This is a genomic window from Streptomyces corynorhini, assembly GCF_003346515.1.
Taxonomy (GTDB): Bacteria; Actinomycetota; Actinomycetes; order Streptomycetales; family Streptomycetaceae; genus Streptomyces; species Streptomyces corynorhini.
This window is the reverse complement of the sequence record NZ_QQNA01000238.1, coordinates 1-18,354: the sequence shown is the minus strand read 5'-3', so window position 1 is coordinate 18,354 and position 18,354 is coordinate 1. Positions and strand designations below refer to the sequence as shown.

The 18,354-nt window shown below is 72.4% G+C and carries 17 protein-coding genes; 8 read left to right on the top strand and 9 right to left on the bottom strand.

Translation table 11 applies throughout. The annotated features are described in order from the left end of the window. Positions 1 to 57: 57 nt before the first annotated feature. Together DVH02_RS26300 and DVH02_RS26295 are read right to left on the bottom strand one after the other, a co-directional pair. Positions 58 to 231: a CsbD family protein gene (locus tag DVH02_RS26300; protein ID WP_114626341.1), complete on the bottom strand. Its 174-nt coding sequence runs from the start codon at positions 229 to 231 to the stop codon at positions 58 to 60. Between the two features lie 170 nt (positions 232 to 401). Next, on the bottom strand, positions 402 to 1,274 hold the full coding sequence (locus DVH02_RS26295) for an undecaprenyl-diphosphate phosphatase (RefSeq protein WP_114626340.1): 873 nt from the start codon (positions 1,272 to 1,274) through the stop codon (positions 402 to 404). Between the two features lie 587 nt (positions 1,275 to 1,861). On the opposite strand from DVH02_RS26295, the gene mutA reads away from it, so the two are divergent. The 4 genes from mutA to DVH02_RS26275 are packed head-to-tail and all read left to right on the top strand — an operon-like array spanning position 1,862 to position 8,159. Next, a complete protein-coding gene (gene mutA, locus DVH02_RS26290; RefSeq protein WP_114626339.1) occupies positions 1,862 to 3,739 on the top strand; it encodes a methylmalonyl-CoA mutase small subunit in 1,878 nt (625 codons plus the stop codon). Then, positions 3,739 to 6,009 carry a methylmalonyl-CoA mutase gene (gene scpA, locus DVH02_RS26285; RefSeq protein WP_233518471.1) on the top strand — a complete coding sequence of 757 codons (2,271 nt, stop codon included), beginning with the start codon at positions 3,739 to 3,741 and terminating at the stop codon, positions 6,007 to 6,009. Before mutA ends, scpA begins: the two co-directional genes overlap by 1 nt. A 4-nt stretch (positions 6,010 to 6,013) precedes the next feature. Continuing rightward, entirely contained in the window at positions 6,014 to 7,054 is a 1,041-nt protein-coding gene (meaB, locus tag DVH02_RS26280) for a methylmalonyl Co-A mutase-associated GTPase MeaB (protein WP_114626338.1), read from the top strand. 31 nt (positions 7,055 to 7,085) lie between these two features. Beyond that, entirely contained in the window at positions 7,086 to 8,159 is a 1,074-nt protein-coding gene (locus DVH02_RS26275) for an enoyl-CoA hydratase/isomerase family protein (RefSeq protein WP_114626337.1), read from the top strand. Positions 8,160 to 8,171: 12 nt separating this feature from the next. On the opposite strand, the gene DVH02_RS26270 is transcribed toward DVH02_RS26275, so the two are convergent. Further along, positions 8,172 to 8,906, bottom strand: a complete 735-nt coding sequence (locus DVH02_RS26270) for a TVP38/TMEM64 family protein (RefSeq protein WP_114626336.1) — start codon at positions 8,904 to 8,906, stop codon at positions 8,172 to 8,174. A gap of 358 nt (positions 8,907 to 9,264) precedes the next feature. Here DVH02_RS26270 and tuf point away from each other — a divergent pair, with 358 nt between their 5' ends. Both tuf and DVH02_RS26260 read left to right on the top strand, forming a co-directional pair. Beyond that, a complete protein-coding gene (tuf, locus tag DVH02_RS26265) occupies positions 9,265 to 10,434 on the top strand; it encodes an elongation factor Tu (RefSeq protein ID WP_114626335.1) in 1,170 nt (389 codons plus the stop codon). 46 nt (positions 10,435 to 10,480) lie between these two features. Beyond that, positions 10,481 to 11,326, top strand: coding sequence for a spermidine synthase (locus tag DVH02_RS26260; protein ID WP_114626334.1), 846 nt, complete (start codon positions 10,481 to 10,483; stop codon positions 11,324 to 11,326). A gap of 109 nt (positions 11,327 to 11,435) precedes the next feature. Here DVH02_RS26260 and DVH02_RS26255 read toward each other — a convergent pair whose 3' ends face one another. After that, the gene (locus tag DVH02_RS26255) at positions 11,436 to 12,581 is read right to left on the bottom strand and encodes a hypothetical protein (RefSeq protein WP_114626333.1); all 1,146 of its coding nucleotides are present in this window, start codon (positions 12,579 to 12,581) and stop codon (positions 11,436 to 11,438) included. 93 nt (positions 12,582 to 12,674) lie between these two features. Between DVH02_RS26255 and DVH02_RS26250 the strand changes: the two genes are divergently transcribed. Beyond that, positions 12,675 to 13,127, top strand: a complete 453-nt coding sequence (locus tag DVH02_RS26250; RefSeq protein ID WP_114626332.1) for a DUF4442 domain-containing protein — start codon at positions 12,675 to 12,677, stop codon at positions 13,125 to 13,127. 166 nt (positions 13,128 to 13,293) lie between these two features. Beyond that, complete coding sequence (locus DVH02_RS26245) at positions 13,294 to 13,968, top strand: DedA family protein (RefSeq protein WP_114626331.1); 675 nt, start codon at positions 13,294 to 13,296, stop codon at positions 13,966 to 13,968. 21 nt (positions 13,969 to 13,989) lie between these two features. Here DVH02_RS26245 and DVH02_RS26240 read toward each other — a convergent pair whose 3' ends face one another. From DVH02_RS26240 to DVH02_RS26220, 5 genes are all read right to left on the bottom strand, one after another. Further along, on the bottom strand, positions 13,990 to 15,258 hold the full coding sequence (locus tag DVH02_RS26240; RefSeq protein ID WP_114626330.1) for a cytochrome P450: 1,269 nt from the start codon (positions 15,256 to 15,258) through the stop codon (positions 13,990 to 13,992). Next, entirely contained in the window at positions 15,255 to 15,872 is a 618-nt protein-coding gene (locus DVH02_RS26235) for a GTP-binding protein (RefSeq protein WP_114626329.1), read from the bottom strand. Before DVH02_RS26235 ends, DVH02_RS26240 begins: the two co-directional genes overlap by 4 nt. Then, positions 15,853 to 16,212, bottom strand: coding sequence for a DUF742 domain-containing protein (locus DVH02_RS26230; RefSeq protein WP_114626328.1), 360 nt, complete (start codon positions 16,210 to 16,212; stop codon positions 15,853 to 15,855). Before DVH02_RS26230 ends, DVH02_RS26235 begins: the two co-directional genes overlap by 20 nt. After that, positions 16,209 to 16,628 (bottom strand): roadblock/LC7 domain-containing protein, encoded by a 420-nt coding sequence (locus tag DVH02_RS26225; protein WP_114626342.1) that lies wholly within the window; start codon positions 16,626 to 16,628, stop codon positions 16,209 to 16,211. The genes DVH02_RS26230 and DVH02_RS26225 overlap by 4 nt, the downstream gene beginning before the upstream one ends. A 120-nt stretch (positions 16,629 to 16,748) precedes the next feature. Then, positions 16,749 to 18,354, bottom strand: a 1,606-nt coding sequence (locus tag DVH02_RS26220) for a sensor histidine kinase (RefSeq protein WP_114626327.1), incomplete at its 5' end; no start/stop codon positions are given.

The window sequence follows — 18,354 nt, the reverse complement described above, 5'->3', positions numbered from 1 at the left end:
CCCCCGCCGTGCACGGCGGGGGCCCGAGGGGGGCAGGAGGGAGAAGGGGAAAGGGGGTCAGTCCTTGTCGCCCATGGAGTCCTTCGTGCCTTTGGCGCGGTCCATGGCGTCCTTCGCCTTGCCCTTGGCCTGGTCGGTCTTGCCCTCGGCTTCCTTGCGCCGGTCGCCGGTGACTTTCCCCGTCATCTCCTTGGCCTTGCCTTTGGCCTTGTCCATCGGGCTGTTGCTCATTGCGGCTCCTCGGTGGTGCGAATGCAGACCATCCCAAAATAGGACCGATGCGGCGTCCGCGCCTGGTGAGGAGAAGCGTGGGGGAACGCGGAGGGTGAGATGTGCCGACGCCGGGTGTCGGCCCCGCCGGATCACCCCGCCGGATCACCCCGTCGGATCGCCCCGGCGGATCAGCCCGCCGACTCGCCCGCGTGCGGGCTCAGCGTGTCCGTTCCCACCAGGACGAACAGCGCGATCCCCAGCAGCACCCGGTAGATCACGAACGGCATGAAGCTCTTCGTCGTGATGAACTTCATGAACCACGCGATGACGGCATATCCCACCGCGAACGCGATGACCGTCGCCAGCGCGGTCGGCCCCCAGGAGACATGGCCGTCGCCCGCGTCCTTCAGCTCGAACGCGCCCGAGGCGAGCACCGCCGGGATCGCGAGGAGGAACGAGTAGCGCGCCGCCGCCTCTCGCGTGTACCCCATCAGCAGACCGCCGCTGATCGTGGCCCCGGAGCGCGACACGCCCGGTACCAGGGCCATGGCCTGGCAGAACCCGAAGATCAGACCGTCCTTGACGCTCAGGTCCTTGAGCGATTTGCGCTCCTTGCCCGCCCGGTGCTTGCCGCCGGTCTCGTCCCGGGCCGCCAGCCGGTCCGCGACGCCCAGCACGACGCCCATCACGATCAGGGTGACGGCGATCAGACGCAGATCGCGGAACGGGCCGTTGATCTGGTCCTTCAGCGTGATACCGAGCACGCCGATCGGAATCGATCCGACGATGACCAGCCACCCCATCTGGGCGTCGTGGTCGCCGCGCAACTCCTTGTTCGTCAGCGAGCGGAACCACGCGGAGACGATCCGCGCGATGTCCTTCCTGAAATAGATCAGGACGGCCGCCTCCGTGCCGATCTGGGTGACCGCCGTGAACGCCGCCCCCGGGTCCTGCCAGCCCGCGAACGCCGCCGTCAGCCGCAGATGGGCGCTGGAGGAGATGGGCAGGAACTCGGTCAGTCCCTGAACGAGCCCGAGGACGAAAGATTCGAACCAAGACATGAGGTACTACGCCATCCAAGGATGTTCATGCACCGGCCGCCGAAGACGCGGCACGGTGACGGATCGGAGCTTGCGGGTGGGCGCTGCGAAGCGCTCCGAAGCGTGTCGTGTGGTGCGGGCGATCGCCCGAATGTGTCAGGGTCTCCGGCCTCGTCCCTGGTGGCTCCGCCCGGTGGCCCGGCGGTGAACTGACAGGAAACCGATGTGATGGTGGTCACGTCTTCGGTGCGGGCAGCGTATCGCCCGCGGGTTACGGGACGGTGGCACGCAACTGAACGCGGCGGGGCCCGCCGGAGCGGAGCGCCCCGGCGCGCGCCCGCGCGCCCCGCGGTCGCACCGGCCGCACCGGCCAGGACCGGCCCGCGCGCCGCTGGTGACACGCCGGGGCGGCCGACCCGCACCTGGCCCGGCTGCCCCGCTCCGTACCCCCTGCCACGTCCGGCACCTGCCCGGCGAGGCCGCCCCCGGCCGCGTCTTCTGCCGTGCGGCACGCCGGGAGCGCCGCACTGCGAGGGGATTCCCTCGAGTTGTAGGTCACAGCGGCGGGCTCTGCTGCGCCGTCTTGCCGCTGCCCTACCATCTGGGCCATGACGGTCCTGCCTGATGACGGGCTATCCCTGGCAGCAGAGTTCCCCGACGCGACCCGCGAACAGTGGCGGAGCCTGGTGACGGGCGTACTGCGCAAGTCCGGCCGCGACGCCGAAGGAGCCGCCGCCGAGGAAGCGCTCTCCACGAAGCTCCAGGACGGCCTGGTCACCCGTCCGCTGTACACCGCGGACGACACCGTCGCCGCGCCCGGATACCCCGGCTTCGCGCCCTTCACCCGGGGCGGCCGGCCGGAAGGCGGCGCGGTCGCCGGATGGGACGTACGTCAGCGCCACGCGGGCGCCGACCCGGCGCGCGTCAACGAGGCCGTGCTCGCCGACCTGGAGACCGGCGTCACCTCGCTGTGGCTCGCCGTCGGCGACACGGGAGTCCCGGTGTCCGGGCTCGCCGCCGCGCTCGACGGCGTCTACCTCGACCTGGCGCCCCTCGCCCTGGACGCCGGTGCCGCGTTCGCCCCCGCCGCACGCGAGTTGTTCCGGCTCTACGACGAGCGCGGCGTGCCGCGCACCGCCGCGCACGGCACCCTCGGCGCCGACCCGGTCGGCCAACTCGCCCGCACGGGACGGGAGGACGCCGACGCCACCGCGAGCGCCGCCGAACTCGCCGCGCTCTGCGACCGGGAGTACCCGGGCCTGCGCGCCATCGCCGTCGACGCCCTGCCCTACCACGACGCCGGTGCCTCCGACGCGCAGGAGCTGGGCTGCTCGCTGGCGACCGGCGTCGGCTGGCTGCGCGACCTCACCGACGCCGGACTCTCCGTCGAAGCCGCCTGCGGGCAGCTCGAATTCCGCTACGCCGCCACCGCCGACCAGTTCCTCACCATCGCCAAACTCCGCGCCGCCAGGAGGCTCTGGGCCCGCGTCGCCGACGTCTGCGGCGCGCCCGCCCACGTCGCCGCGCAGCGCCAGCACGCCGTGACCTCGGCGGTGATGATGACCCGCCGCGACCCCTGGGTGAACATGCTGCGCACCACGGTCGCCTCGCTGGCCGCCGGAGTGGGCGGCGCCGACGCCGTCACCGTACTGCCGTTCGACCACGCCCTCGGGCTCTCCGACACCTTCGCCCGCAGGATCGCCCGCAACACCTCCACCATCCTGCTGGAGGAGTCGCACCTCGGCCGGGTCATCGACCCGGCGGGCGGCTCCTGGTACGTGGAGCGGCTCACCGACGAACTCGCCCACGCGGCCTGGGAGTGGTTCCAGGAGATCGAACGCGCCGGGGGCCAGCGCGCCGCCCTGCGCGCCGGACTCGTCGGCGAGCGGCTCGCGGCCACCTGGGCGGAGCGCTCCGGCAGGCTGGCCACCCGCCGCGAACCCATCACCGGCGTCAGCGAGTTCCCCCAGCTCTCCCAGGCCACCGTCGAACGCGAGACGCCTCCCGCGCCGCCGGGCGGCGGGCTGCCGTCCGTCCACCGCGACGACGCCTACGAGGCGCTGCGCGCCCGCTCCGACGCCCATCTCGCCGCCACCGGCGCCCGCCCGAAGGTGTTCCTCGCCGCCCTCGGCCCCGCCGCCGCCCACACGGCGCGCGCCGGTTTCGCCGCCGGCCTCTTCCAGGCCGGCGGGATCGAGCCCGTACACGACCCGGTGAGCGTCGCCGCGGACACCGCCGCCGATGCCTTCACCCGCAGCGGCGCCACCGTCGCCTGTATCTGCTCCAGTGACAAGCTCTACGCCGAGGGCGCCGCGCCCGTCGCCGAGGCCCTCAAGTCGGCCGGCGCGCTACGGGTGTTCCTCGCGGGCAAGCCCGGCGAACAACGCGATACGTACCTACGGGCGGGAGTCGACGAGTTCGTCGTCGCGGGCGGCGACGCGATCGCCGTCCTCACCTCCGTCCTCGACCGGATGGGAGTGGCGTGATGCGGATTCCGGACTTCACCGAGATCGGACTGGGCTCCGGCGACGGCGCCGCGACCACCGAGGACCAGTGGCGCGGCGCCCTCAAGGAGCGGACCGGCAGAACCGACCACGAACTGTTCTGGGACACCCCCGAGGGCATCGCGGTCAAGCCGCTGTACACCGAACGCGACCTGGCGGGCCTCGACTTCCTCGGTACCTACCCCGGCATCGCGCCGTACCTGCGCGGCCCGTACCCCACCATGTACGTCAACCAGCCCTGGACGATCCGGCAGTACGCCGGGTTCTCCACCGCCGAGGAGTCCAACGCCTTCTACCGGCGCAACCTCGCCGCAGGACAGAAGGGCCTCTCGGTCGCCTTCGACCTGCCCACCCACCGGGGTTACGACAGCGACCACCCCCGGGTGACCGGCGACGTCGGCATGGCGGGCGTGGCCATCGACTCGATCTACGACATGCGCCAGCTGTTCGACGGCATCCCGCTCGACCGGATGAGCGTGTCGATGACGATGAACGGGGCCGTGCTCCCCGTACTCGCCCTCTACATCGTGGCCGCCGAGGAGCAGGGCGTACCGGCCGAGAAGCTGGCCGGGACCATCCAGAACGACATCCTCAAAGAGTTCATGGTCCGCAACACCTACATCTATCCGCCGAAACCCTCGATGCGGATCATCTCCGACATCTTCGCCTACACCTCGCGGAAGATGCCGCGCTACAACTCCATCTCCATCTCCGGCTATCACATCCAGGAGGCGGGGGCGACGGCCGACCTGGAGCTGGCGTACACCCTCGCCGACGGTGTCGAGTACCTGCGCGCCGGACTCGGCGCCGGACTCGACGTGGACGCCTTCGCGCCCCGGCTCTCCTTCTTCTGGGCCATCGGCATGAACTTCTTCATGGAGATCGCCAAACTCCGCGCCGCCCGGCTGCTGTGGGCCAAACTCGTCAAGAAGTTCGACCCGCAGAACGCCAAGTCCCTCTCCCTGCGCACCCATTCGCAGACCTCCGGCTGGTCCCTCACCGCGCAGGACGTCTTCAACAACGTCACCCGCACCTGCGTGGAGGCCATGGCCGCCACCCAGGGACACACGCAGTCGCTGCACACCAACGCGCTCGACGAGGCGCTCGCCCTGCCCACCGACTTCTCCGCCCGCATCGCCCGCAACACGCAGCTGCTCATCCAGCAGGAGTCGGGCACCTGCCGGGTCACCGACCCCTGGGGCGGCAGCGCCTACGTCGAGAAGCTCACCTACGACCTCGCCCGGCGCGCCTGGCAGCACATTGAGGAGGTCGAGGCGGCGGGCGGCATGGCCAAGGCCATCGACGCCGGAATCCCCAAGCTCCGCGTCGAGGAGGCGGCGGCCCGCACCCAGGCGCGGATCGACTCCGGGCGCCAGCCCGTCATCGGCGTCAACAAGTACCGCGTCGAGACCGACGAGAAGATCGACGTCCTCAAGGTCGACAACTCCGCCGTACGCGTCCAGCAGATCGAGAAGCTGCGCCGGCTGCGCGCCGAACGCGACGAGGGCGCCTGCCGGCAGGCGCTGGACGCGCTCACCGCCGCCGCCGAGGCCGGACCCGGCCCCGGGCTGGAGGGCAATCTGCTGGGCCTCGCCGTGGACGCCGCCCGCGCCAAGGCCACCGTCGGTGAGATCTCCGACGCACTGGAGAAGGTGTACGGGCGCCACTCCGGCCAGATCCGTACGATCTCCGGTGTGTACCGCCACGAAGCAGGCACCTCCCCGGCCGTCGAACGCACCCGCGCCGCCGTCGAGGCGTTCGAGCGCGCCGAGGGCCGCAGGCCCCGCATCCTCGTCGCCAAGATGGGCCAGGACGGCCACGACCGGGGGCAGAAGGTCATCGCCACCGCCTTCGCCGACCTCGGCTTCGACGTCGACGTCGGCCCGCTGTTCCAGACGCCCGACGAGGTGGCGCGCCAAGCGGTCGAGGCCGACGCGCACATCGTCGGCGTCTCCTCCCTGGCCGCCGGGCACCTCACCCTCGTACCGGCGCTGCGCGAGCGGCTCGCCGCCGAGGGCCGGGAGGACATCATGATCGTCGTCGGCGGGGTGATCCCGCCCCAGGACGTCCCCACCCTGCTGGAGATGGGGGCGGCGGCCGTCTTCCCGCCGGGCACGGTGATCCCGGACGCCGCCCGGGACCTGCTGACCGCGCTCTCGGCGGCCCTGGGCCACGACGAGGACGACGGCCACGAGGGCGACGGCGACGACGGTCACTCCGCCGCGTCCGCCGCTCCCGGCACCGAGCGGTGAGCGCGTGCCGCCCCGTATCGACCTCGACAGCTACACGAAGGGCGTCCTGGACGGCTCGCGCTCGTACATCGCGCGCGCCGTCACCCTCGTGGAGTCCACCCGCCCCGACCACCGGCAGCTCGCCCAGCGGCTGCTGACCGAGCTGCTGCCGTACTCCGGCAAGGCCCGCAGAATCGGCATCAGCGGAGTGCCCGGCGTCGGCAAGTCCACCTTCATCGACGCCCTGGGGACCCTGCTGACCGGCCTCGGCCACCGCGTCGCCGTGCTGGCCGTCGACCCGTCCTCCAGCAGGACCGGCGGATCCATCCTCGGCGACAAGACCCGGATGGAACGGCTCGCGGTCGACCCGGCCGCCTTCGTCCGGCCCTCACCCACGGCGGGCACCCTGGGAGGGGTCGCCAAGGCGACCCGCGAGACCATCATCGTGATGGAGGCCGCCGGATACGACGTCGTGCTCGTCGAGACCGTCGGCGTCGGCCAGTCCGAGACGGCCGTCGCCAACATGGTCGACTCCTTCCTCCTGCTCACCCTCGCCCGCACCGGCGACCAGCTCCAGGGCATCAAGAAGGGCGTCCTCGAACTCGCCGACGTCATCGCCGTCAACAAGGCCGACGGCCCGCACGAACGCGACGCCCGCTCCGCCGCGCGCGAACTCGCGGGCGCGCTGCGGCTGATGCACCCCGTCGACGCGGCCTGGACACCCCCCGTGCTCAGTTGCAGCGCCCGCGAGGGCAGCGGACTCGACACCGTCTGGGCCCGGCTGGAACAGCACCGCGAGATCCTCGAAGCGGACGGCCGCCTCGCGCGCAAGCGCGGCGACCAGCAGGTCGACTGGGTCTGGAGCATGGTCCGCGACCACCTCCTCGACCTGCTGGGCCACCACCCCGGGGTACGGGAGCTGGCGCCCGCGCTGGAACGCGAGGTACGGCAGGGAAAGCTGACGGCGACGACGGCCGCGGAACGGCTGATCGGAGCACTCGCGCTGCCGCCCCTGCCCCGGCACTCGCCCCCGGACAGCCCCCCGGACCCGGGCAAAGCCCGGTAGGCCGCCCCCCGGACCGCGCATACTGGGCCGCATGATCCACGACGACGCACCCGTCCTGACGGAGAGGGCGGGCGGTACGGGCCGTATCACCCTCAACCGTCCGCGCGCCCTCAACGCCCTCACCCCGCCCATGGTGCGGGCCATCGACCACGCCCTCACCGCGTGGGAACGGGACGACACTCTCACCGCCGTCGTCCTGACCGGCGCGGGCGAACGCGGCCTGTGCGCCGGAGGCGACATCCGGCTCATCCACCAGGAGGCCAGCGGCGGCGGCAGCGGCGAGGCCACAGCCGCCTTCTGGCGCGCCGAATACCGGCTCAACGCCCGGATCGCCCGCTACCCCAAGCCGTACGTCGCGCTCATGGACGGCATCGTCATGGGCGGCGGTATCGGAGTCTCCGCCCACGGCTCGCTCCGGATCGTCACCGAACGCTCCGCCGTCGCCATGCCCGAGACCGGCATCGGCCTCGTCCCCGACGTCGGCGGCACCTGGCTGCTCTCCCGCGCCCCCGGCGAACTCGGCACCCACCTCGCCCTCACCGGACGGACCGTCGGCGCGGCGGACGCCATCCTGTGCGGGCTCGCCGACCACTGCGTACCGTCGGCCCAACTGCCCGCACTCATGGCCGCGCTGGCCGGACCCGACGTGCCGGACGCCGCCGCCGTACGGGAGACGGTCCTGCGGTACGCGACCGCGCCGCCGCGCGGACGGCTCGACGCGGACCGCGCGTGGATCGACGCCTGCTACGCCGCCGACACGGTGGAGGAGATCGCGGAGCGGCTGCTCGCCGACAGGCGGCAGCCCGCGAAGGACACCGCGCACACCCTGGCGACGCGCTCGCCCACCGCCCTCAAGGCCACCCTCGCCGCACTGCGCCGGGCCCGGGAGACGGCCACCCTGGAGGAGGTCCTCGACCAGGAGTACCGCTCCTCGTGCGCCGCGTTCACCTTCCCCGACCTGGTGGAGGGCATCCGCGCCCAGGTCATCGACAAGGACCGCACACCGCGCTGGTCGCCCAAGGAACTGACCGAGGTGACGGACGCCGACGTGGGCCGGTTCTTCACCCGGCCGCCCGGCGGCGACCTCGGACTCGGCTCCCCGTAGCGGCCCCGGCCCTCACGACAGGCGGCGGCGCCCCCGCCACGCCACCACCGCGGCGGCCACCCCGGTGACCACGATGAACCCCGTCGCGCCCAGGAACACCGGGGACGTCGGCGAGGTCGCCCGGGAGCCCGCCACCACATAGGCCGCCGTGTTCGGCACCGAACCGAGCCCGGTGGCCACCAGGAACGGCACCCACCCCATCCGGGAGACCGCCGCGCAGTAGTTGGCCACCACGAACGGCACCCCGGGAAAGAGCCGGATCGCCATCATCGACCGGAAACCGTGCCCGCTCAGCTGCCCGTCGGCGGCCAGCACCCACCGGCCGCGCAACAACGGCCGCAGCGCGTCCTGCCCGAGCAGTCTGCCGAGCCCGAACGAGATCCCCGCCCCCAGCACCGTCCCGGCGACCGCCGCGACCAGCCCGAAAGCCGAACCGAACAGGGCGCCCGCGGCGAGATTCAGCAGCGGACGCGGGACGAACGCCACCGCGCACAACCCGTACGCCACGGCGAACACCACCACCGCCACGCCCCCGCCCACCTGCGGCGGCCAGCCGTCGGCCAGCAGCCGCTGCGGCTCGTACAGCAGGACCAGGGCGGCCGCGCCGCCCAGCAGGACCACCAGCAGCCCCAGCCGGGCCCAGGGCGACAGCAGCGCTCTGGAGCAGCGGACGGCGCGGCTCGGAGGAGGACCGGCGACGGACTCGATGACGGGCTCGGCGACGGACCCGGGGACGGTGTCGAGCATCCGGGGAGACTAGCCGACCCCGGTGAACGGCGCGGCGCCCCCGCGCGAGCCGCCGGGCACACGGCGGGCGAACGGCCCAACCGGCGCCGCGCGTAAAACCGTTCGACGGGGCGCCCGCCGTGCGCCATGATCGGGGCATGTTCCGGTACGCCTTCCTCGCAGCGCCGTCCGCAGTCGCGGACGCGCCGAAGGCTGCCGCGTTCCTCGCAGCGGCACTCGTCGCGGCAGCGGCCGCGTCGGCGCCCCTCGGCGGCGCCCGAAGCTGACCCTTCCCGGAACGTCCGGCGGACCCCGCAGGGGGAGGGTCGGCCAGGCTCAGGGGTCCCGCTCAACGCTTCGAGCACGAGGGACAGCGATCATGCCCAAGACGGCATACGTGCGCACCAAACCGCATCTCAACATCGGCACCATGGGCCATGTCGACCACGGCAAGACCACCCTGACCGCCGCCATCACCAAGGTCCTCAGCGACCGGGGGACCGGCACGTTCGTGCCGTTCGACCGGATCGACCGGGCCCCCGAGGAGGCCGCGCGCGGGATCACCATCAACATCTCGCACGTCGAGTACGAGACCGACACCCGGCACTACGCGCACGTCGACATGCCAGGCCACGCCGACTACATCAAGAACATGGTGACCGGCGCCGCCCAGCTCGACGGGGCGATCCTCGTCGTCTCCGCGCTCGACGGGATCATGCCGCAGACCGCGGAGCACGTCCTGCTCGCCCGCCAGGTCGGCGTCGACCACATCGTGGTGGCCCTGAACAAGGCCGATTCGGCCGACGACGAGTTGACGGACCTGGTGGAGCTGGAGGTGCGCGAGCTGCTCACCGAGCACGGCTACGGCGGCGAGGCGGTGCCCGTCGTCCGGGTCTCGGGGCTGCGGGCGCTGGAGGGCGACCCGCGCTGGACGGGGGCCGTGGAGGCGCTCCTCGACGCCGTCGACACCTATGTGCCGATGCCCGTCAGGTACACGGACGCGCCCTTCCTGCTGCCGGTGGAGAACGTCCTGACCATCACCGGGCGCGGCACGGTCGTCACCGGCGCCGTCGAGCGCGGCACGGTGCGCGTCGGCGACCGCGTGGAGGTGCTCGGCGCCGGCCAGGAGACGGTGGTGACCGGTCTGGAGACCTTCGGCAAGCCGATGGAGTCCGCCGAGGCGGGCGACAACGTCGCGCTGCTGCTGCGCGGCATGCCGCGCGACGCGGTCCGCCGCGGCCATGTGGTCGCGACGCCCGGCAGCCTCCTGCCCAGCCGCCGCTTCACGGCGCGGGTGTACGTGCTCTCCACCCGGGAGGGCGGCCGCAGCACCCCGGTGAGCAGCGGTTACCGGCCGCAGTTCTACATCCGTACGGCCGATGTCGTCGGCGACATCGACCTGGGCGAGGCGGCGGTCGCGCGCCCCGGCGACACGGTGACGCTCACCGTGGAGCTGGGCCGCGACATCCCGCTGGAGGCCGGACTCGGCTTCGCGATCCGCGAGGGCGGCCGTACGGTCGGCGCCGGAACGGTCACGGAGCTGCTGTGAGGCCCTGAGCGCGCCGTGCCCGCCCCGCACGGCGCACAATGGGGACGTGAGCGATCCGATCCCCGTCATACGGGCCGTGGACCACGGCACCGCGAAGCTGCTGCCCGACGTCGACCGCGAGCGGGCGTGGCTGCTGACGGTCGACGGGGTGCCCCAGTCGTACGTCGACCTCGACGAACCGGCCCACCTGGAGTTCGAGTACGTACGGCGCCTCGCGCACGTCGTCGACCTCGCCGCAGAGGAGGGCGAGCCGCTCACCGTGCTGCACCTCGGCGGCGGCGCGTTCACCCTGCCGCGCTATGTCGCCGTCACCAGGCCCGGCTCGCCGCAGGACGTCGTGGAGGCCGACCACGGGCTGCTGGAACTGGTCGCCGCGCAGCTGCCGCTACCCCGCTCCGCCGGGATCACCGCGCACGCGGCGGACGCCAGGAAGTGGCTGGAGGCCGCCCCCGACCGGTCCGCGGACGTACTGATCGGGGACGTCTTCGGCGGCTCACGGGTCCCGGCGCACCTCACCTCCGTCGAGTACGCCCGGCAGGCGGCGCGGGTGCTGCGCCCCGGCGGCGTGTACGCGGCCAATCTCGCCGACGGCGCGCCCTTCGGCTTCCTCCGCTCCCAACTGGCCACCTTCGCCGCGGTCTTCCCCGAGCTGGCGCTCGTTGCCGAGCCCGGCGTGCTGCGCGGCCGGCGCTTCGGCAACGCGGTACTGATCGCCTCGCACACCCCCCTCGACCTCGCCGCCCTGGCCCGGCGCACCGCCGCCGACGTCTTTCCCGCCCGCGTCGAACACGGCGCCGCGCTGCGGAGGTTCACCGGGGACGCGACGGCGGTACGGGACGCCGGAGCGGTCCCCTCACCCCGCCCGCCCGACGGCGCCTTCGCCCTCGGCTGACCCGGCGGGGGCGCCCGCCGCGCCGCCCGTTCCGGTCGGCGGCGGCGGTCGGCGGCGGCGGTCGGCGGGCGCGGTCGGCGCGGTCAGGAAGTGCGGTCGGCGGGCGCGGTCAGGAGGTGCTTTCGCCCTTGCCGCTCAGCCGTACGGTGCTCAGGATCTTCTTGATCGTCGCGTCCGGCAGCTCGTCCGGGACGCCCGCGCTCGCGTGCAGGATCCAGGTCTTGTAGTCGCCCTCGGAGTTGGCGAAGGAGAAGGCGAACGCCTTGCCGTCCGTGTCGCACTTGTTCTTCTTGGTGACCCCGGCGGCCTTGGCCTCCGCGAGACTGCCCTTGAGACCCGACGTGGTCGTGTAGGACGTGGCCTTGCCGACCTTGATCTTTTCCTTGAGGGCGCTCTTGGGCTCCTGCTGCGCGTACGGCGCCCAGGCCCAGTTGCCGGCCTCGTTCTGCGCCGCCTCGGCGGTGCTCTTGGCGCCCCTGGCTCCCTTGGTGCCCGTACCGGCGAGCTTCGTGTACTCCAGCTTGCCGTCCTTGTCGGTGTCCTGGGAGCACCACTCGGACTTGAACGAGGCGGGTGCGGAGAAGGACACGACGGGCGTGCCGTCGCCCTTCGCGTCGTCCTCGTAGCCGGAGATGACGCCGGGCTTCTCGACCTCCCACTCCGGCGGGACGTCGAACTGCGTGCCGTGCTTGGGGTTGGTCACCACCTTCCACCCGGCTATCTGCGGCTCGGCGTTGTCCGAGCCGTCCCGGGGGTTGTCGAGCGAGGGCGTGGCGCTCGGGTCCTCGCTGGCGGACGCGGCGGGCTTGGCGTCCCCGGCCGCCTTGTCGGAGCCGTCGTCGTCCTTGTTCACCACGAAGTACGCGGTTCCGGCGGCGGCCACCACGACCACGGCCGCCGCGACGGCCGCGATCACCGTCGTCTTCTTCTTGCCGCCGTCCTTCGTGGGACCGGAGCCGCCGGGGCCGCCGGGCTGTCCGGGGACGGCGTACTGCGGCACCGTCGGCTGCTGGTAAGGGTTGGGCTGCGCGTATCCCGGCTGCTGCTGCGGATCTCCGGGCTGCTGCTGGGTCCCCGGCTGCGGGGGATAGCCCGGCTGCTGCTGATAGCCGGGCTGTTGCTGATAGCCGGGCTGCTGGTACGGATCCGGCTGCTGGTAGGGATTCGGCTGCTGGTACCCCGGCTGCTGGTACGGATTGGCGTTCTGGTCCTGCGGGTTCTGCTCGCCCCCGGGCGGCTGCTGTCCTGGCCACATGGCCAGTAACGATAGAGGGGCGCGTCCGTCCTGTGTCGGCCGCCCTGTCAGGGGATGGTCAAAAACTGCTACCAGTGGGTAACCTGACGGTTCATGAGTACTGAACAGATCAGCGTCGGCGAGTCGCTCGCCGCCACCGTTCCCATGGTCAGGACCCTCGGGCTGGAGTTCACGGAGGCCGGTGCCGAGCGGGCCGTGGTCCGGCTGCCCGATCAGCCCGCGTTCCACAACCATGTCGGCGGTCCGCACGCCGGCGCGATGTTCACCCTCGCCGAGTCCGCCAGCGGCGCCATCGTCCTCGCCGCCTTCGGCGACCAGCTGGCCAGGGCCGTGCCGCTCGCCGTCAAGGCCGAGATCGGCTACCGCAAGCTGGCGAAGGGCGACGTCACGGCCACCGCCACCCTGGGCAGGCCCGCCGCCGACGTGGTGGCCGAGCTGGACGCCGGCGGACGTCCCGAGTTCCCGGTCGCCGTCGCCCTCACCCGCGAGGACGGCGCGGTCTGCGCCGAGATGAACGTCGTATGGACGCTCCGGCCCCACTCGTGACGCCCGGCTCCTGATTCCCGACCGCGCTCTCCCAGCGGGTAGGCTGCCCGGCGTGCGCCTGCGCGCGCACGCCGGGCAGCCGGGCCGAGGGCCCGCAGAAGACCGGCCCGGCCATCGGCCGGTCAGCACGGGCCGCATCGGCCGGTCATCACGGGAGGAAGCGGCGTTGCACGTCCAGGAGTGGCTCGAAACCGTCCCCGCGGTCAGTGTCTATGTCCTCGTCGGGGTGGTGATCGGGCTGGAGAGCCTCGGGATCCCGCTGCCCGGTGAGATCGTCCTCGTCAGCTCCGCGCTGCTCGCCTCCCAGCACGGCGAGATCAACCCGTACATCCTCGGCGCCTGCGCCACGGCCGGTGCGATCATCGGTGACTCGATCGGCTATGCCATCGGCCGCAAGGGCGGCAGGCCGCTGCTCGCGCGGCTCGGCGCCCGGTTCCCCAAGCACTTCGGCGCGGGGCAGATCGCCATGGCGGAGCGCTCCTTCCAGAAGTGGGGCATGTGGGCGGTCTTCTTCGGCCGCTTCGTCGCGCTGCTGCGGATCTTCGCCGGGCCGCTCGCCGGTGTGCTGCGGATGCCGTACTGGAAGTTCCTGATCGCCAACGTGCTCGGCGGCATCGTCTGGGCCGGTGGCACGACCGCCGTCATCTACTCGGTGGGTGTCGTCGCCGAGGCGTGGCTCAAGCGCTTCTCCTGGCTCGGTCTGCTCCTCGCCGTGCTGATCGGGATCGTCTCCATGCTCGTCGTGAAGAACCGGGCCGCGAAGGCGGGCGAGGGGCACGGGAGCGGCGAGGAGACGGCCGCCGACCGGCCCGAGCCCGTGTCCGCCCCCGTCGCCGACTGATCCGGCCGTCGGCCGCCGGGGTCACTGCACGACGGGCGTGAACGTCACCGGCAGCGAGGTCAGGCCCCGCATCAGGATCGAGGGCCGCCAGGTCAGCTCGTACGGCTCCACCGCCAGCACCACGTCCGGCAGCCGCTCCAGCAGCGTCTCGACCGCCGTACGGGCGATGACGTCGGCCAGCAGCGGGCCGGGGTAGGGGCAGCGGTGCTCGCCGTTGCCGAAGGACAGGTGCGCCGAGTTCTCCGCGCCGATGTGTCCCTCGGGCCAGATCTGCGGATCGGTGTTGGCGGCGGCCAGTCCGAGGACCAGACAGTCGCCCGCCCTGATGTGCTGGCCCCCGAGCCGGGTGTCGCGCACGGCCCACCGGCCGATGTAGTTCTGCATCGGGGTGTCCAGCCACAGCACCTCGTTCAGCGCCTGGCCGACACTGAGCCGGCCCCCCGACACGTTCAGCGCGAACCGGTCGTCGGTCAGCAGCAGCCGCAGGGTGTTGCAGATCCAGTTGGTGGTCGGCTGCTGCGCGGCGGCGATGAGGGTGATCAGGTCCTGGACGATCTCCTCGTCCGTCAGCCCGACCGGATGAGCCAGTATCCGGGAGGTGATGTCAGGACCCGGACTCTCCCGCTTGTCCTTCACCAGCCGTTCGATGCGCTCCTGAGCCCGCCGGTAGGCGGCGACGGGGTCGTCGGACTCCGACGCGTCGAGTGAGATGCCCAGATCCCGCACGAGATCCTCGGTGTCCTGGCTGTCGGGCGACATCCCGCAGAGCCGGACCACCGCGTGCATCGGCAGCGCGTGCGCGTACGCCGCCATCAGCTCGGCCCCGCCGCTGCCCGCGAACGTGTCGATGAGCCGCTCGGCCAGCTCGCGGCAGAGGTGGGCCAGCTCGAACTGGTCGACTGCCTCCAGCGCCTCGGTGATCACCCCGGCCCGCTGCTGGTGCTCCGCGCCCTCCGCGAACAGCACCGAGGGCTGGTGGCGCAGGAAGGGCATCATGGGCCAGTCCTCGGGGATGGCGCTCCACTGGTTCCAGCGCCGGGAGTCCCGGGCGAACAGCTCGTCGTGGCTGGTGACGTAGGTGACCTCGGTGTAGCCGAGCACCAGCCAGGCCGGAATCCCGCCGTCCAGGACGACGGGGGCGATCGCGCCGTGCTCCGCGCGCAGCCTGCGGTAGAGCTGGGACGGGGTCTGATCGTGTTCGAGGCCGCTCAGCAGCGGCGCGTCCGGGTGTACGGGACAGCCCTGGGCCGCGCCGGCCGCTTCCGGGCCGGTTCCTTCGGGGTCGGTCATGGTGTCAGCTCCCTGGCCACGGCCAGTTCGTAGAGGTGGTCCACGAGGGTGATCAGGACGTTCTTGCCGGACGCGCGCACCCGCGCGTCGCAGTCGATCAGCGGGACGTGCTCGGGCAGCGAGAGGGCCTGCCTGATCTCCGCCAGCGAGAAGGCGGAGACGTCGTCGTCGAACCGGTTGACCGCGACGACGAACGGCGTCCTGTGGTGTTCCAGCCGGTCGACGGCGTACCAGGACTCGCTCATCCGCCGGGTGTCGACCAGCACGACCGCGCCGAGGGTGCCGGAGAACAGCCGGTTCCACAGGAACCAGAACCGCTCCTGGCCCGGCGCCCCGAACAGGTAGAGCACCATCCGCTCGTTGAGACTGATCCGGCCGAAGTCGAAGGCCACCGTGGTGGTGGTCTTGGTGGTCAGTCCCGCGGTCTCGTCCACACCGATGCCTGCCTGGGTCATCACCTCTTCGGTGTTGAGCGGCCGGATCTCGCTGACCGAGCGGACGAGGGTGGTCTTGCCGACCCCGAACCCGCCCACGATGACGATCTTCAGACCGGTCTCCGCGGCATCGGGCAACGGGGTGCGGCGGGACGGGAGTTCAGAGGTTGCGGAGTCCATGGAGCACCTCCTTCAAGAGGGCGGAGTCGGGCAGGGAGGAGGCGGAGCCGGCGGCGCGCGGATGCCGGGCGGTGATCCGGCCCGTCGCGAGCAGATCGCCGAGCAGGATCCGTACCACCGTCACCGGCAGGTTCAGCTCGGCGGAGATCTCCACGACCGCGGTGGGGTGCCGGCACACGCTGAGGATCCGTACGTGCTCCGACTGCATCCCCGGTGTGGGTTCGCACTCGCTCACGATCAGCGTGACCAGGTCGAAGGAATTGTCGTCAACCCGGCTGCGGCCACCGGTGACGGTGTACAGCCGGTCGGGGTCCCCGGTGTCGACGGGTCGCCCGGTCATGACGGAGTGCTCTCCTGGACCGGGGTACGGGGCTCGGCCCGCAGGTGGTCGCCGATCTGCTCGACCAGTTCGGTCATCTGATGGCCCACCACGCCCGGGTCGGCGCCGTCCTCGGCGATGACCGCGAGATGGGCGCCCGCGCCCGCCTCCACGATGAAGAGCAGCCCGCCGTGGAATTCGGTCATCGAGTGCCGCACCCCGCCGGTGCCGTTGCCGAACTCGACCGAGGCGCCCTGGGCGAGCGCCTGGATGCCGGAGCAGATCGCGGCCAGCTGATCGGCCTGGTCGAGGGTGAGATGACGGCTCCAGCAGAGCTTCAGCCCGTCGCGCGAGAGGACCAGTGCGTGCCGGGTGCCCGGGGTGCGTTCCAACAGGCTCTCCAGGAGCCAGGTCAGACTGTTGTCAGTGGTCTGCATGGTGTGTGGGGCGGCGAGCACCCGGTAACGAGGTCACCTGCCCGTGTCTCCAATCTGGCGTTCGCGATGAGGTGGGGCGCCGGTCCTCCGGGCGCCGTACGGGGAGCGCACCGCCGCCCGCTATCCGGCCGGGTGCTGTCCTGGCGGGGTGCGGCCCTCCGGTGGGTCGGACGGTGTGCCGTACGGGGTCCCCGTCCCGGGGGCGTCGCAGGAGCGGCGCGACCGGTGGAAGGCGCCGAACTGCGAGCCCGCGTCGCGGCCGTCCCCCGTGCCCCCGTCCTCCGGTTCGGTCCCCGGCAGCGGCCTGCCCCGGTCGGAGGCGGCCATGGTGCGGCCGGGCGGGCGCACCGGCAGCCCGTTGGGCGTCGCCACCCGGGGGCCGCCCCCCGGTGCGGACGGCGCGGGCAGCGTCCAGGCGGGCGCGGGCTCCACGGGGGCCGGTGGCACCGGTGAGTCGTACGAGGCGGACGTGACCCGGGGAACGGGCGGTGAGGGCATCGTCGTCTCCGGATCCGGGCGTCGCAGGAACTGTTCCGGAGCCATACCGCGCTGCTGGGCGAGGAGTTGGGGCGGGAGAAGCACCACGACGCCGGTACCGCCGCGCGACGAGGGCCGGTAGTTGACGCTGATGTGATATTTGGCGGCGAGCCGGCCGACCACGGCGAGCCCGAGCCGGGTGCCCTGGAGATGGGCGAGGTCGGTGACCCGGCCCGACACGGACTCCTCGGCCCGCCGCATGGCGGCGGCGGCCATCTTCAGCCCGCTGTCCTCGATGGTCACCACGATGCCCGCGGTGCGCTCCTCGACGTAGACATGGACCTCGTCGATCGGCGGCGAGAAGTTCGCCGCGTTGTCCATGAGTTCGGCGAGCAGGTGCATCACGGGTTCGGCTGCGAACCCGGCGATCGCGGCCTCGCTGGAGCAGTGCAGCCTGACCCGCTGGTAGGCGGCGATCCGGCCGACCGCGCCGCGCAGGATGGACTCCATCCGGATCGGCTTGTTCCAGGCCCGGCTGGCCCGGCCGCCCATCAGCAGGGCGAGCCGGTCGGTGAGCAGGCCGAGCTGCGAGGTGTTGTGGTCGAGCTTGAGCAGATCGCCGAAGACCTCCTCGCCGTGCCGGTCCTGCATCTCGCGCAGGTCGGCCAGCATGCTGACGGCCTTCGCCTGGACCCGGCTGAGTGCCTTGGCGCTGGCCACCTGAGCGGCGGTGGCCCGCCGCTCGCTGAGGGCGAAGTCCCTGACCAGCGAGTCGACCAGGACCCGAAGCCGCGGGTCGTCCGGCGGATCCACGGTGGCGAGCACCGTGTCGGCGGAGCCGCCGGAGCGCAGCCCGTCGAGCGCCGAGGGCAGCGTCCTGGTGGTCAGCACGTCCAGATCGTCGGCCGCCTTGGTCAGCTGGGCGACGGCACCCTCCCGCTCCTCGGCCGCGCGCACCGCGCGTTCCTCGGCGTGGGCGACCTCGGCGGTGAAGACCTCCAGCACCCGGCGCAGCGACGGATCCACCGGTTCCGGGACGGCGGCGAGCGTCTCCTCGGCGCCCGCGCCGTCGCCCAGCCGCTTGACCACGGCGGGCAGGGTGACGGTGAGCAGCTGCGCGCAGTCCGCGCCGACCTGTGACAGCTGCGACTGCGCGGTCCTGCTCTCGCTCTCCGTCATGACGGCGCCGCGCCGGCCGCGCCGCAGCAGCGCCACGGCGGCGCCCGCGGTGGCCGCCAGACAGAGCCAG

What these genes read in the sequence shown, in the direction of transcription:
- DVH02_RS26300 (WP_114626341.1), bottom strand. Translation starts at nt 231, where the DNA reads ATGAGCAACAGCCCGATGGACAAGGCCAAAGGCAAGGCCAAGGAGATG.
- DVH02_RS26240 (WP_114626330.1), bottom strand. Translation starts at nt 15,258, where the DNA reads ATGACCGACCCCGAAGGAACCGGCCCGGAAGCGGCCGGCGCGGCCCAG.
- DVH02_RS26230 (WP_114626328.1), bottom strand. Translation starts at nt 16,212, where the DNA reads ATGACCGGGCGACCCGTCGACACCGGGGACCCCGACCGGCTGTACACC.
- tuf (WP_114626335.1), top strand. Translation starts at nt 9,265, where the DNA reads ATGCCCAAGACGGCATACGTGCGCACCAAACCGCATCTCAACATCGGC.
- mutA (WP_114626339.1), top strand. Translation starts at nt 1,862, where the DNA reads ATGACGGTCCTGCCTGATGACGGGCTATCCCTGGCAGCAGAGTTCCCC.
- DVH02_RS26275 (WP_114626337.1), top strand. Translation starts at nt 7,086, where the DNA reads ATGATCCACGACGACGCACCCGTCCTGACGGAGAGGGCGGGCGGTACG.
- DVH02_RS26295 (WP_114626340.1), bottom strand. Translation starts at nt 1,274, where the DNA reads ATGTCTTGGTTCGAATCTTTCGTCCTCGGGCTCGTTCAGGGACTGACC.
- DVH02_RS26250 (WP_114626332.1), top strand. Translation starts at nt 12,675, where the DNA reads ATGAGTACTGAACAGATCAGCGTCGGCGAGTCGCTCGCCGCCACCGTT.
- scpA (WP_233518471.1), top strand. Translation starts at nt 3,739, where the DNA reads ATGCGGATTCCGGACTTCACCGAGATCGGACTGGGCTCCGGCGACGGC.
- DVH02_RS26255 (WP_114626333.1), bottom strand. Translation starts at nt 12,581, where the DNA reads ATGTGGCCAGGACAGCAGCCGCCCGGGGGCGAGCAGAACCCGCAGGAC.
- DVH02_RS26235 (WP_114626329.1), bottom strand. Translation starts at nt 15,872, where the DNA reads ATGGACTCCGCAACCTCTGAACTCCCGTCCCGCCGCACCCCGTTGCCC.
- DVH02_RS26225 (WP_114626342.1), bottom strand. Translation starts at nt 16,628, where the DNA reads ATGCAGACCACTGACAACAGTCTGACCTGGCTCCTGGAGAGCCTGTTG.
- DVH02_RS26270 (WP_114626336.1), bottom strand. Translation starts at nt 8,906, where the DNA reads ATGCTCGACACCGTCCCCGGGTCCGTCGCCGAGCCCGTCATCGAGTCC.